The sequence below is a fragment of the Streptomyces blastmyceticus genome (genome assembly GCF_039521185.1).
In the GTDB taxonomy this organism is placed as follows: domain Bacteria; phylum Actinomycetota; class Actinomycetes; order Streptomycetales; family Streptomycetaceae; genus Streptomyces; species Streptomyces blastmyceticus.
This window is the reverse complement of sequence record NZ_BAAABW010000005.1, coordinates 133,924-148,300: the sequence shown is the minus strand read 5'-3', so window position 1 is coordinate 148,300 and position 14,377 is coordinate 133,924. Positions and strand designations below refer to the sequence as shown.

The window sequence follows — 14,377 nt, the reverse complement described above, 5'->3', positions numbered from 1 at the left end:
CTTTCAGCGCCGATGGTACTGCATGGGGGACCGTGTGGGAGAGTAGGACGCCGCCGAACAAATTTTCAAAAAGCTCCGTTATCTGGACCTCGGTTCAGATAACGGAGCTTTTTTGTTTTCATGATGAAGTGCAGAGCGTCACTCCACGTTAACGTCCTGCCGTCACCCTCCCTTCCATGGGGACAGTGGAGAGGCTCACGGCAGCGGGGATCGGCGCAGGTGACGAGGTCGTTGTGCCCTCGTACGCCACCACAGGGGCGGCGGAGGCGGTCCGTCAGGCCGGCGCGGTGCCCGTGTTCGCGGACATCGACCCGTACAGCCTCTGTCTCGACCCGGTCTCCGTCGCCGCCGCACTGACGCTGCGTACCGCCGCCGTGATGCCCGTTCATCTCTTCGGCCACCGCGCGGACTTGGCGGGGCTGAAGGCCGTCGCCGCCGCCCGCGGGCTGCTCGTCATCGAGTACGAGCCGCTGCGTCCCGTGGACGAGGACACCAGGAGGCGCCGGGAGAACGCCGCTTATCTGAACGCGCGGCTCACCGGGGTGCTGACCCCGCCCATGGCGCCCGAACTCCCGCACAGCTACGGCTCGTACGTGGTGCGGGTGCCCGGCAACGGGCGGCCGGACCGGGACGCGTTCGCCCGGGCGCTGCGGGCCCGTCGGGTGTGGTGCCAGGTGCCCGTACAGACTCCGGTGCACCGGACCGCGGCGTTCAGGCGTGAGTTGTGGCTGGCGGAGACGGAGCGGGCCGCCGATGAATGCCTCGCGCTGCCCGTGGACGCGTTGACGACACAGCGGGAACTGCACCGTGTGGTGTCCGCGTGCAACGCGCTCGGAGGGCTGTTGCGGGTGGCCGCCTGACGGAGTGACCAGGTGGTCAAAAGGACGTGCGAACGTCGGGTATGCTTTATCTCGTTGCCGGCCCCAATAGCTCAGTCGGCAGAGCGTCTCCATGGTAAGGAGAAGGTCTACGGTTCGATTCCGTATTGGGGCTCCATAAAGGAAAGGCCCCCGCCATCAGGCGGGGGCCTTTCTGCTGTCCCGGCGCGATCAGTCCTCGTGCAGAGCGGGAACGCGCATCGCCAGAATCGCCATGTCGTCGGAGGCGGGTTCGGCGGCGAACCGCTCCACGGCGCGCAGGATGCGCGCGGCGACCGCGCCCGCCGTCAGGCCCGTACAGTTCGACAGGACGTCGCTCAGGCCGTCGTCACCCAGCATGCGGGCGCCCTCGCGGCGCTCGGTCACGCCGTCCGTGACGCACAGCAGGACGTCGCCCGGGTCGAGGGTGACCGTCTGCTCGTACAGCTCCAGGTCCTCCATGACGCCCAGCAGGGGCTGGGGGTCCGCCGCGGGCTCCACCGTGCCGTCCGGGCGCAGGCGCAGCGGCAGCGGGTGACCCGCGCAGACGACCTTGAGGATCGCGCTGCCGTCCTCCTGCGGCCACAGCTCGCCGTACAGGAGGGTGAGGAAGCGGCTGCGGGCCCCCTCGTCGAGGATGGCGGCGTTGAGCCGCTCCAGGACCGCGGGGCCGCCGTAGCCCTCGCGGGCGAGGAGGCGCAGCGCGTGCCGGGCGAGACCGGTGACCGCGGCGGCCTCCGGGCCCGTGCCGCAGACGTCGCCGATCGCGAAGCCGTAGGCGCCGTCACGGATCGGGAAGAGGTCGTAGAAGTCGCCGCCGACCTCGTTGCCCTCGCCGGCCGCGCGGTAGATGACGTCGACCTCGACGCCGGCCACGTGGGGCAGCTCCGGCGGCAGCAGGCTGCGCTGGAGGGACTGGCTGATGGCAGTGCGCTCGCTGTAGAGGCGGGCGTTGTCCAGGGCGAGCGCCGCCCGGCGCGAGAGGTCCTCCGCGAGCTCCAGGATCTCCTGGCGGAAGTGGTCGTCGGTGGGCTTGCCGAGGGTGAGCATGCCGATGACGCGGTTGCGGGCCACGAGCGGCAGCACGACCGTCTCGCCGCCGACGGCGGCCGCCGTCGCGAGTGACGTGCTCGGCCCGGCGGTCCGGGTGATGTCGGACAGGCCGAGGCTGCGCAGGGAGCTGCGCAGCGCCGCGGAGTGCGCGGCCTCGGCGGGTGCCGTCCAGACGCGGGCACCGGGCGTGGGGACGGGCTCCGGCGGCGCGAGCTTGCCGAGCAAGGTCTTGAGGCCGTCGATGCGGTCCTCGTCCTCGTGCAGGACGTACGACAGCTCGGGGTCGGATGCGGGGTCGGCGACGGTGTAGACGGCGCACCAGGTGGCGAGCGTGGGCACGGTCATCTGGGCCATCAGGGCCAGCGTCTGGTCCCGGTCGAGGGTGCCCGCGAGCAGATCGGAGGCCTCCACGAGGAAGGAGAGCGAACCGCGGCGCAGACGTTCGAGCTCGTTGAGGCGGGCGCGTTCGACGGCGAGGGCGATACGGTCGGCGGCGAACTGGAGCCGCAGGGCCTCTTCGTTGGTGTAGCGTCCGGGGGCCTCGGCGGCGACGCCGAGCGAGCCGGTGAGACGGCCCTCGACCTTGAGGGGGACGGTGACGACGGAGCGCATGCCGGTGTCGGCCAGCAGGGGCACGGCACCGGGGATGACGGCGAGGTCCTCGTGGACCGCGGGCATCCGGGCCGAGCCATAGCGGCCCGTGCCCGCTTCGACGGGGACGCGGGCGAAGCGCTGGCGGGCGGACGGGAGACCGGTGGAGGCGCGGACCTCCAGCTCGGTCTCGTCGTCGGTGGCGAGCAGCAGATAGGCCGCGTCCCCGTCGAGCATGTCGCGGGCGCGCTCGACGGTGCGCTGGAGGAGGCCGTCGAGATCGTCGGGCGCGGGGGAGCCGATGAAGACCTCGAAGGGGTCCGTGGCGGTGCCGCGCTCGCTGCTCGCGGCGTCCGTCGCGGGCGAGCGCTGGAAGCTCTGGAGGACCGCGCGCTCCTCCTCGCGCACGAGCAGGCAGACCGTGGAAGGCGCGCCCGCGTTGTCCCGTACGCGCAGGTGGGAGGCGTAGACCGGGGTGATGCGGCCGTCGGCGTCCCTTATGCCGTACGAGCCTTCCCAGCGGGAGAGCCGCAGGGCCTCGGCGATGCCGGTCGAGGTGCCGGGGGTGTGCGGCCAGGCGGCGAAGTCCGTGAGGGGCTTTCCGGTGACCTTGTCGGCGGGGAAGCCGAACATGGCCTGCGCGTCCTCGTTCCAGGCGCTGATGATGCCGCCGTGGTCGATCTGGACGACCGCGACGCGGACGCGGGCGTCGGCGACGGGCAGGGCCTCCGCGGGGAGCGCGGGGCCCGCGGAGCGCGTTCCGGCCGGGCGGTCGGGCAGGTCGAGCTGGAACCACACCTGCTTGTGGGTGCTGCTGTACTCCACGCCCCAGCGGGTCGCCAGGGCCGCGCAGAGCAGCAGACCGCGGCCGCCCTCGCGGTCGACGCCGCCGAGCCGGCGGGCGGAGCTCTGGAGCGGCAGCTCGCGGTCCGGATAGTGGTCGGCGACCTCCACGCGCACGCCGGTGTCCGTGCGCATGCACAGGACGTCGGCGGCGGTGCCGGCGTGGACGACGGCGTTGGTGACGAGTTCGCTGGTCAGGACGACGGCGTCGTCGATGATGTCGGGAAAGCCCCAGCCCTGGAGAGTGTCCCGGACGAAGGCACGGGCGGAGGCGACCGAGCGTCCGACCGGCTCGAAGGTGGCGGCTGCCCGCGCGGTGATCACAGGTCTCCTCGTGTAGGTCTCGGCGATCTGCTCACCCATGTCGCAGCGCCCCTCCATTGCCCCGGTCGATTGCCAGGTTACTTACCCTCACCGCACGGGCGGAGGCCGGTGCGCGCTGATTCCACCTTGGGAGTGCCCGCGGACCATGTGCGATGCTGCCGAACTGTTATGGCCTGGTTGGGCCGGGGTGAAACACTGGGGAAGATTGCAACGGAAGCCCGACGAGGATGATCGAACCCAGCGGGAGGGACACGGTGGAGTCTGGCGCAGCGGCGCGGGGCGTGAGCACGCGCGCGAAGGGCGGACGGTCCCGGGCCAATGGGACGACGGAAGTGGACACGGCGGCCCTGAACCGGCTGCTGTCGGCTCTCTCCGCGATGCGGGACGGGAACTTCCGGAAGCGACTGACGGTCGCCGACGACGGCGTGATGGCCGAGATCGCGGCGGTCTTCAACGAGGTCGCCGACCGCAACATGCAGCTGACGGGCGAGCTGGCGCGGGTGCGCCGGGTGGTCGGGCGTGAGGGAAAGCTCACGGAACGGCTGGAGGTCGGGGCCTGCGAGGGGGCGTGGGCGGCGGCGATCGACGCGTCCAACGCCCTGGTCGACGATCTCGTGCGGCCGGTGTCCGAGGTGGGCCGGGTGCTGTCGGCGGTGGCCGAGGGCGACCTGGAGCAGCGGATGGACCTGCGGTCGCAGGGGGCGGACGGGGCGGCGCACCCGCTGCGGGGCGAGTTCCTCAAGGTGGGGCGCACCGTCAACGGCCTCGTGGACCAGCTGTCGGCGTTCACCGACGAGGTGACGCGGGTGGCGAGCGAGGTCGGCACCGAGGGCAAGCTGGGCGGGCAGGCCCGGGTGCGCGGGATGTCGGGTTCGTGGAAGGACCTCACGGATTCCGTCAACACCATGGCGTCCCGGCTCACCGCCCAGGTGCGGGACATCGCGCTGGTGACGACCGCGGTCGCGAAGGGCGATCTCTCCCGGAAGGTCACCGTCCATGTGGCCGGGGAGATGCTGGAGCTCAAGAACACCGTCAACACGATGGTCGACCAGCTGTCGTCCTTCGCCTCCGAGGTGACCCGGGTCGCGCGTGAGGTGGGTACGGAGGGCGAGCTGGGCGGCCAGGCGCAGGTGCCCGGTGTCGCGGGGGTCTGGAAGGACCTGACGGACTCGGTCAACCTCATGGCCGGCAATCTGACGGCCCAGGTGCGCGGGATCGCCCAGGTCACCACGGCGGTCGCGAACGGCGACCTGTCGCAGAAGGTGACGGTGAGCGCGCGCGGCGAGGTCGCGCAGCTGGCCGAGACGATCAACCAGATGACGGAGACGCTGCGGACCTTCGCCGACGAGGTCACGCGGGTGGCCAGCGAGGTCGGCGTCGAGGGCCTGCTCAGCGGTCAGGCGCAGGTGCCGGGTGCTGCGGGTACGTGGAAGGACCTCACCGATTCCGTCAACACCGCGTTCCGTAACGTCACCACCCAGGTGAGGGACATCGCCCAGGTGACGACCGCGGTGGCCAACGGCGACCTCGGCCAGAAGGTCACCGTCGATGTGTCCGGCGAGATGCTGGAGTTGAAGAACACCGTCAACACGATGGTCGACCAGCTCTCGGCCTTCGGCTCCGAAGTGACGCGTGTGGCGCGGGAGATCGGCGTCGAGGGCGAGCTGGGCGGCCAGGCGGCGGTGCCGGGTGCGGCGGGCACGTGGAAGGACCTCACCGATTCGGTGAACACCGCCTTCCGCAACCTCACCGGACAGGTGCGCAACATCGCGCAGGTGACGACGGCCGTGGCCAACGGCGACCTCTCGCAGAAGGTCACCGTCGATGTGTCCGGCGAGATGCTCCAGTTGAAGAACACCGTGAACACCATGGTGGACCAGCTGTCCTCGTTCGCCGACCAGGTGACCCGGATGGCCCGCGACGTGGGCACCGAGGGGCGGCTCGGCGGCCAGGCCCGGGTGGACGGCGTCAGCGGCACCTGGAAGGAGCTCACCGACTCCGTCAACTTCATGGCCGGCAACCTCACTTCGCAGGTCCGGCAGATCGCCCAGGTGACGACGGCCGTCGCGCGCGGTGACCTCTCGCAGAAGATCGACGTGGATGCCCGGGGCGAGATCCTGGAGCTGAAGAACACCATCAACACGATGGTCGACCAGCTCTCCGCCTTCGCCGAGCAGGTGACCAGGGTCGCCCGCGAGGTCGGTACGGACGGGCGGCTCGGCGGCCAGGCGCAGGTGCCGGGCGTGGCCGGGGTGTGGCGCGATCTGACGGACTCCGTCAACGGCATGGCGGGGAACCTGACCGCCCAGGTGCGCAACATCGCCGGTGTCGCCACCGCGGTGGCCCGGGGCGACCTCTCGCAGAAGATCGACGTGGATGCCCGGGGCGAGATCCTGGAGCTGAAGAACACCCTCAACACCATGGTCGACCAGCTGTCCTCGTTCGCCGAGCAGGTGACACGGGTGGCGAGGGAGGTGGGCACCGAGGGCATCCTCGGCGGTCAGGCCGAGGTGCAGGGGGTCTCCGGCACCTGGAAGGACCTCACGCAGTCCGTCAACTTCATGGCGAACAACCTCACCTCCCAGGTGCGCAACATCGCCGAGGTGACGACGGCGGTGGCCAAGGGCGACCTCTCGAAGAAGATCACGGTCGACGCGAAGGGCGAGATCCTCGAACTGGTCACCACCGTGAACACGATGGTGGACCAGCTGTCGGACTTCGCCGAGCAGGTCACGCGGGTGGCCCGCGAGGTGGGCACCGAGGGACAGCTGGGCGGCCAGGCACGGGTGCGGGACGTCACCGGCATCTGGAAGGACCTCAGCGACAACGTCAACCTGATGGCGAACAACCTCACCAGTCAGGTCCGCAACATCTCGCAGGTTGCAGCCGCCGTTGCCAACGGTGACCTGACCAAGAAGGTGACGGTCGAGGCGCGCGGCGAGGTCGCGCAGCTGGCCGACACCGTCAACACCATGGTGACGACGCTGTCCTCCTTCGCGGACGAGGTCACGCGCGTGGCGCGCGAGGTCGGCACCGACGGGATCCTCGGCGGCCAGGCGCGGGTCCTGGGCGTCAGCGGCACGTGGAAGGACCTCACCGAGTCCGTGAACTCGATGGCGTCCAACCTGACCGGCCAGGTCCGCAACATCGCGATGGTGACCACCGCCATCGCCCAGGGCGACCTGACGAAGAAGATCGACATCGACGCGCGCGGTGAGATCCTCCAGCTGAAGACCACCATCAACACGATGGTCGACCAGCTGTCGTCCTTCGCCGACCAGGTGACCCGGGTGGCCCGCGAGGTCGGCACCGAGGGCCAGCTGGGCGGTCAGGCGCGGGTGCGCGACGTGGACGGCACCTGGCGCGACCTCACCGAGTCGGTGAACGAGATGGCCGGGAACCTCACCCGGCAGGTGCGTGCCATCGCCGAGGTCGCCACCGCGGTGACCCGCGGCGATCTCAACCTCAAGATCGACGTGGACGCGGCCGGCGAGATCCTGGAGCTCCAGGACAACATCAACACGATGATCGCCAACCTCCGCGAGACCACGCTCGCCAACAAGGAGCAGGACTGGCTCAAGGGCAACCTCGCCCGGATCTCCGGCCTGATGCAGGGCCGCCGCGATCTGGAGGACGTCGCCGGGATGATCATGAGCGAGCTGACGCCCGTGGTCTCCGCGCAGCACGGCGCGTTCTTCCTGGCGATGCCGACGGGCGGCCAGGCGGCCGAGGACGCGTACGAGCTCCGGATGCTCGGCTCCTACGGCTACTCGATGGGCTCGATGCCCACCTCCTTCCGGCCGGGCGAGACGCTCATCGGCACCGCCGCACAGGAGAAGCGCACGATCCTGGTGGAGAACGTCCCGCCGGGCTATCTGAAGATCGCCTCCGGTCTGGGGGAGGCGCCGCCCGCTCACGTCATCGTGCTGCCCGTGCTCTTCGAGGGGCAGGTGCTCGGTGTGATCGAGCTGGCGTCCTTCCAGCCGTTCGCGCAGATCCAGAAGGACTTCCTCAACCAGATCGCCGAGATGATCGGCACGAGCGTCAACACCATCAGCGTCAACACCAAGACCGAGGTGCTGCTCAAGCAGTCGCAGGAGCTGACGGAGCAACTGCGCGAGCGGTCGGCGGAGTTGGAGAACCGGCAGAAGGCGCTGGAGATCTCCAACGCCGAGCTGGAGGAGAAGTCCGAGCGGCTCGCCCGGCAGAACCGCGACATCGAGGTGAAGAACACCGAGATCGAGGAGGCCCGGCAGGTCCTTGAGGAGCGTGCCGAGCAGCTCGCCGTCTCGATGCGCTACAAGTCCGAGTTCCTGGCCAACATGTCGCACGAGCTGCGGACGCCGCTCAACTCGCTGCTGATCCTCGCCAAGTTGCTCGCCGACAACGCCGAGGGCAACCTCTCCCCGAAGCAGGTCGAGTTCGCGGAGACCATCCACGGCGCGGGCTCGGACCTGCTCCAGCTCATCAACGACATCCTGGACCTGTCGAAGGTCGAGGCGGGCAAGATGGACGTCAGTCCGACCCGTATCGCCCTGGTGCAGCTCGTGGACTACGTGGAGGCCACCTTCCGGCCGCTGACGGCGGAGAAGGGGCTCGACTTCTCCGTACGGGTCTCGCCGGAGCTCCCGGCGACGCTGCACACGGACGAGCAGCGGCTGCTCCAGGTGCTGCGCAACCTGCTGTCGAACGCGGTGAAGTTCACCGACACCGGCGCGGTCGAGCTCGTCATCCGCCCGGCGGGCGGTGACGTGCCGGACAGCATCCGGGAGCAGCTGCTGGAGGCGGGTTCGCTGCGCGACGCGGACGGCGACGTGATCGCCTTCTCGGTCACGGACACGGGGATCGGCATCGCCGCGAGCAAGATGCGGGTGATCTTCGAGGCGTTCAAGCAGGCGGACGGGACGACCAGCCGCAAGTACGGCGGTACGGGCCTCGGGCTGTCCATCAGCCGGGAGATCGCCCGGCTGCTGGGCGGTGAGATCCACGCGGCGAGCGAGCCGGGCCGTGGCTCCACCTTCACCCTCTACCTCCCGCTCAACACGGGTGAGCTGCCGCCCCAGGGCTATCCGCAGCTCACGCCGGGCGTCCACGGTCTCGCCGTGCCGGAGCCGTCGGCCGGCGCGGGGGGCGGGGGCGACCACTCCGACCCGTCCGCCGCCGAGCCCGCGCGCGGGGCGGCCGGGCTCTTCCTGCGCCGCCGGCGCGCCGCGCAGGCGGCGGGGCAGTGGCCCGCGCTGCCCGGCCCGTCCGGCGTCGGCACGGGGGCATCCGCCCCGGCGTCCGAACCCGCGTCCGTCCCGGAGGAGGGCTCCTGGCTGAATGAGTCGACCGGTGACGCAGAGCAACCGTCGAGCCACGGGTTCGGCAAGGGCTTCGGAGGGGCCTTCCACGGCGAGAAGGTGCTGATCGTCGACGACGACATCCGCAATGTGTTCGCCCTCACGAGCGTCCTGGAGCAGTACGGGCTGTCGGTGCTCTACGCGGAGAACGGCCGCGAGGGGATCGAGGTCCTGGAGCAGCACGACGACGTCGTGGTGGTCCTGATGGACATCATGATGCCGGAGATGGACGGCTACGCCACGACGGCCGCGATCCGCAGGATGCCGCAGTTCGCGGGCCTGCCCATCATCGCGCTCACGGCCAAGGCGATGAAGGGCGACCGGGAGAAGAGCATCGACGCCGGGGCTTCCGACTATGTCACCAAGCCGGTTGATACGGACCATCTGCTGACGGTGATGGAGCAGTGGATGCGCGCCGAGTGACGGGTAACCGGACGGTTCCTGACCACCTGTTGACAGACTGTGGCCGAAGACGTGTGGGAGCACGGGATTCGGGGAACCTTCTGGTCCCCCACTACGTTTCCGCTACGTGCACAGTGACATCGTGGTGACAGGGTGTGGCGACCGGCAGGGTGCGGCTACCATGACCGGCACAAGGACGGGCGGCGCAAGGGAGTCGTCCCCTGGGGCGGCGCCCGGTGCTTCCCCCGGCTCTTCGAGCTGGGGAGACCCCAAGCCGGGACGAGGAGGACGGGGCATGGTTCAGAAGGCCAAGATCCTCCTGGTCGATGACCGGCCGGAAAATCTGCTGGCGCTGGAGGCGATCCTCTCGGCGCTCGATCAGACACTGGTGCGGGCATCGTCAGGGGAGGAAGCGCTCAAGGCGCTGCTGACGGACGACTTCGCAGTGATCCTGCTGGATGTCCAGATGCCCGGCATGGACGGTTTCGAGACCGCCGCGCACATCAAGCGGCGGGAGCGGACCCGCGACATCCCGATCATCTTCCTCACCGCCATCAACCACGGCCCGCACCACACCTTCCGCGGTTACGCGGCGGGCGCCGTGGACTACATCTCCAAGCCGTTCGACCCCTGGGTGCTGCGCGCCAAGGTCTCGGTGTTCGTCGAGCTGTACATGAAGAACTGCCAGCTGCGCGAGCAAGCGGCCCTGTTGCGCCTCCAGCTGGAGAACGGCCAGGGCCGGGCCGGCGCGGCTGCGGCCCAGGAGCCCGCGGGGCTGCTCGCCGAGCTCTCCGCGCGGCTCGCCGCCGTGGAGGAGCAGGCCGAGGCGCTCACCAAGCAGCTCGACGAGTCCGCCGACGCGGCGGCCGTCGCCACCGCCGCCCACCTGGAGCGCAAACTCACCGGGCTGCGGCGGGCGCTGGACGCCCTGGAGCCGGGCACCGGCAGTGGCGCGAGCCCGCTTCCCTCGCCCAGCTGACCCCCTGACGCCGCGTCACCCTCGGCACCGCCGGAGCGCGACACGAATGGGTGAACGCATGGGCGCAGGTGTCCCTCACGTCCGACGACGGTAACCTCGGCACCATGGCCTCACGTACGTCCGGCAAGGGTTCCCAGAGCACGGCGGGCACCTCGAAGCAGCGCGCCGGACGACCCGCGGGCGCGGCCAAGAAGGCGCCCGCGAAAAAAGCGGCGCTCAAGCCCGTGGGCAAGGCGCCCGCGAAGAAGGCGGCACCGCGCAAGGCGCCCGCCAAGAAGGCCGTCGCCAAGAAGGCGGCGCCCAAGCCCGCGCCGTCCGCGACCGGTGGCATCTACCGCCTCGTCAAGGCCGTGTGGCTGGGTGTGGCGCACGCTGTCGGCGCGCTCTTCCGCGGGGTCGGCCGGGGCGCCAAGAACCTCGACCCGGCGCACCGCAAGGACGGCCAGGCGCTGCTGCTCCTCGGCCTCGCCCTGATCGTCGCCGCGGGCACCTGGTCCAACCTCCAGGGCCCGGTCGGCGAGCTGGTGCAGATGCTCATCACCGGCGCCTTCGGCCGCCTGGATCTCGTCGTGCCGATACTCCTCGGCGTCATCGCGATCCGGCTGATCCGCCACCCGGAACGGCCCGAGGCCAACGGGCGGATCGTGATCGGCCTGTCCGCGCTGGTGATCGGCGTCCTCGGGCAGGTCCACGTGGCCTGTGGCTCGCCCGGCCGGGGCGACGGCGAGGAGGCCCTGCGCAACGCGGGCGGCCTGATCGGCTGGGTCGCCGCCGAACCCCTGATCGTCACGGTCGGCGAGGTGCTGGCCGTCCCCCTGCTCGTCCTGCTGACCGTCTTCGGACTGCTGGTGGTCACGGCCACCCCGGTCAACACCATCCCCCAGCGGCTGCGCAGGCTCGGGGTGCGGCTCGGGGTGATCGAGCCCTATCCGGGGGAGTACGAGACCGAGCCGGAGTACGCGGAGTACGACGACGAATGGCGCGAGGCCCCCGCCCGGCGGCCCCGCCGTGCGGCGGCCGCCCCCGTGGACGTGGAGAGCGCCGAGGAGGAGGCGCTCGGCAGGCGCCGCCGGCCGCGCGCCGTGCAGCCCCCGGCGGACCGGCCGCTGGACGCCGTCGACGTGGCCGCCGCGGCCGCCGCCTCGCTGGACGGCGCGGTCCTCCACGGGGTGCAGCCGTCGCCGCTCGTCGCCGGGCTCAGCAGCGGCATCTCGACCGAGCGGGAGGCCGGGCCGCGGAGCGCGCCGGAGGCCGGAGCCGAGCGGTCCGGCGCGGTGCCGGGCGCGCGCGGCACCGCGAAGGCGGGGCGGCCCACGGGCGTCCCCGACCTCACCAAGGCCGCGCCAGAGCCCTCGCAGGGGCTGCCCGCCCGCGCCGAGCAGCTCCAGCTGTCCGGCGACATCACCTACGCGCTGCCCTCGCTCGACCTGCTGGAGCGCGGCGGCCCGGGGAAAGCCCGCAGCGCCGCCAACGACGCCATAGTGGCCGCACTGACGAACGTGTTCGCGGAGTTCAAGGTCGACGCGGCCGTCACCGGCTTCACCCGCGGCCCGACGGTCACGCGCTACGAGGTGGAGCTGGGCCCGGCCGTCAAGGTCGAGCGGATCACCGCACTCGCCAAGAACATCGCCTACGCCGTCGCCAGCCCGGACGTACGGATCATCAGCCCGATCCCCGGCAAGTCCGCGGTCGGCATCGAGATCCCCAACACCGACCGCGAGATGGTCAACCTCGGCGACGTGCTGCGGCTGGCGGACGCCGCCGGTGACGAGCACCCGATGCTCGTCGCCCTGGGCAAGGACGTCGAGGGCGGCTATGTGATGGCCAACCTGACGAAGATGCCGCACATCCTGGTCGCCGGAGCCACCGGCTCCGGAAAGTCGTCCTGCATCAACTGCCTGATCACCTCGGTCATGATCCGGGCGACCCCCGACGACGTGCGCATGGTCCTCATCGACCCCAAGCGCGTCGAGCTGACGGCCTACGAGGGCATCCCGCACCTGATCACGCCGATCATCACCAACCCCAAGCGGGCCGCCGAGGCCCTGCAGTGGGTGGTCCGCGAGATGGACCTGCGCTACGACGACCTGGCGGCGTTCGGCTTCCGGCACATCGACGACTTCAACGCGGCCGTGCGCAACGGCAAGGTCAAGCCCCCGGAGGGCAGCGGCCGCGACCTGTCGCCGTATCCGTACCTCCTGGTGATCGTCGACGAGCTCGCGGACCTGATGATGGTCGCCCCGCGGGACGTCGAGGACTCGATCGTCCGCATCACCCAGCTCGCGCGGGCCGCCGGCATCCACCTCGTGCTCGCCACCCAGCGGCCGTCCGTCGACGTCGTCACCGGCCTCATCAAGGCGAACGTGCCGTCCCGGCTCGCCTTCGCCACCTCCTCGCTCGCCGACAGCCGGGTCATCCTCGACCAGCCGGGCGCCGAGAAGCTGATCGGCAAGGGCGACAGCCTCTTCCTGCCGATGGGGGCGGGCAAGCCCACCCGCATGCAGGGCGCCTTCGTGACGGAGGTGGAGGTCGCCGGCGTCGTCCAGCACTGCAAGGACCAGATGGCGCCCGTCTTCCGCGACGACGTCACGGTCGGCACCGCGAAGAAGAAGGAGATCGACGAGGACATCGGCGACGACCTGGACCTGCTCTGCCAGGCCGCGGAACTGGTCGTCTCCACACAGTTCGGCTCCACTTCGATGCTCCAGCGGAAACTGCGTGTGGGATTCGCGAAGGCGGGCAGACTCATGGATCTGATGGAGTCGCGCAACATCGTGGGCCCGAGCGAGGGTTCGAAGGCCCGCGACGTGCTGGTCAAGCCCGACGAGCTGGACGCGGTGCTCGCGGTGATCCGTGGGGACGGCGGTTCCTAGCCGGGCCGGACACCGCAGGCCGGGGGGCGGGGACGGCGCCGCCCTACGGAGGCCGGAGGCCGGGAAACCCCCGGAAGAGGAACCGGCCGACCGTTTCTCCCGGCTGCGCGCCGAGTTGAGGAGAGAGGGGGCGGGCCGATGTCCCACCATCGGCGTCCGAGAGTCATCTGATGGCGTACAAAGTCCGTCTTTCCGCTTGCCCGATGTTTTTGCATCCCCCCTAGACTGAACCTCCAGCAGGTGGCTACACGCTCGAAAGGCGCCCACGTGTCCATCGGCAACTCTCCCGCGGACACTCCCGCGGACGACGACGACCGGCCTTCCATCGGCCAGGCTCTCCAGCAGGCCCGAACCAGCGCAGGACTGACCGTCGAAGAGGTCAGTTCGACCACCCGAGTGCGCATTCCGATCGTCCAGGCCATCGAGCAGGACGACTTCTCGCGCTGCGGTGGCCACGTCTACGCCCGAGGACATATCCGCGTGCTGGCGAGCACCGTCGGACTGGATCCGGCCGAGCTGCTCACGCAGTACGCCGCGCAGTACGGCGGGCGGCCCTCGCCGACCCCCGCGGCGCCGCTGTTCGACGCCGAGCGCATCCGGCCGGAGCCCCGGCGGCCCAACTGGACGGCCGCCATGGTGGCCGCGATCGTCGCCGTGGTCGGCTTCGTGGGGTTCACCCTCTTCAACGGCGGCGCGAAGAGCTCGGGCGACTCCGTCGCGGCCGACTCGCCCTCCGCCAAGCCCCCGGCGTCCCCGAGCGTAAAGGCCCCTCCGGCCAAGCCCGCCGACCCCAAGCCCGAACAGTCCGAGAGCGCCATCGCCGGCGTCCCCGCCAACATGGTCACCGTCAAGCTCACCGCCCAGAACGGCCAGACCTGGATGTCCGCCAAGGACCACAATGGCAAGCTGCTGGAAGAGGGCGTGCTCAAGCAGGGCGACTCCAAGACCTTCACCGACAACAAGCGCATCGACCTCGTGCTCGGCAACGCCGGAGCGGTGCAGCTCTTCGTGAACGGCAAGCAGGTGAAGAACCTGACCGACGACGGCAAGGTCCAGCGGCTGAGCTACACCAGGGGGGACCCGGTCGCGGGCTGAGGCGGGCCCGGGGCCGGT

General features: G+C 70.5%; 6 protein-coding genes and 1 tRNA gene. 6 read left to right on the top strand and 1 reads right to left on the bottom strand.

Features of this window, described 5'->3' with window-relative positions:
- Window positions 1-176: 176 nt before the first annotated feature.
- Complete coding sequence (locus ABD269_RS05905) at window positions 177-860, top strand: DegT/DnrJ/EryC1/StrS family aminotransferase (RefSeq protein ID WP_344116716.1); 684 nt, start codon at window positions 177-179, stop codon at window positions 858-860.
- Between the two features lie 60 nt (window positions 861-920).
- Window positions 921-996 (top strand) — tRNA-Thr (locus tag ABD269_RS05900).
- A gap of 53 nt (window positions 997-1,049) precedes the next feature.
- On the opposite strand, the gene ABD269_RS05895 is transcribed toward ABD269_RS05900, so the two are convergent.
- Window positions 1,050-3,668: a SpoIIE family protein phosphatase gene (locus tag ABD269_RS05895; RefSeq protein WP_301894292.1), complete on the bottom strand. Its 2,619-nt coding sequence runs from the start codon at window positions 3,666-3,668 to the stop codon at window positions 1,050-1,052.
- Window positions 3,669-3,922: 254 nt separating this feature from the next.
- Between ABD269_RS05895 and ABD269_RS05890 the strand changes: the two genes are divergently transcribed.
- From ABD269_RS05890 to ABD269_RS05875, 4 genes are all read left to right on the top strand, one after another.
- Window positions 3,923-9,433 (top strand): HAMP domain-containing protein, encoded by a 5,511-nt coding sequence (locus ABD269_RS05890; RefSeq protein WP_344116714.1) that lies wholly within the window; start codon window positions 3,923-3,925, stop codon window positions 9,431-9,433.
- A gap of 274 nt (window positions 9,434-9,707) precedes the next feature.
- Window positions 9,708-10,391 (top strand): response regulator, encoded by a 684-nt coding sequence (locus tag ABD269_RS05885; RefSeq protein WP_301891920.1) that lies wholly within the window; start codon window positions 9,708-9,710, stop codon window positions 10,389-10,391.
- Between the two features lie 104 nt (window positions 10,392-10,495).
- Window positions 10,496-13,264: a DNA translocase FtsK gene (locus tag ABD269_RS05880; protein ID WP_344116712.1), complete on the top strand. Its 2,769-nt coding sequence runs from the start codon at window positions 10,496-10,498 to the stop codon at window positions 13,262-13,264.
- Window positions 13,265-13,531: 267 nt separating this feature from the next.
- Window positions 13,532-14,359, top strand: a complete 828-nt coding sequence (locus ABD269_RS05875) for a helix-turn-helix domain-containing protein (protein ID WP_344116710.1) — start codon at window positions 13,532-13,534, stop codon at window positions 14,357-14,359.
- Window positions 14,360-14,377: the final 18 nt, after the last annotated feature.

What these genes read in the sequence shown, in the direction of transcription:
- ABD269_RS05885 (WP_301891920.1), top strand. Translation starts at nt 9,708, where the DNA reads ATGGTTCAGAAGGCCAAGATCCTCCTGGTCGATGACCGGCCGGAAAAT.
- ABD269_RS05880 (WP_344116712.1), top strand. Translation starts at nt 10,496, where the DNA reads ATGGCCTCACGTACGTCCGGCAAGGGTTCCCAGAGCACGGCGGGCACC.
- ABD269_RS05905 (WP_344116716.1), top strand. Translation starts at nt 177, where the DNA reads ATGGGGACAGTGGAGAGGCTCACGGCAGCGGGGATCGGCGCAGGTGAC.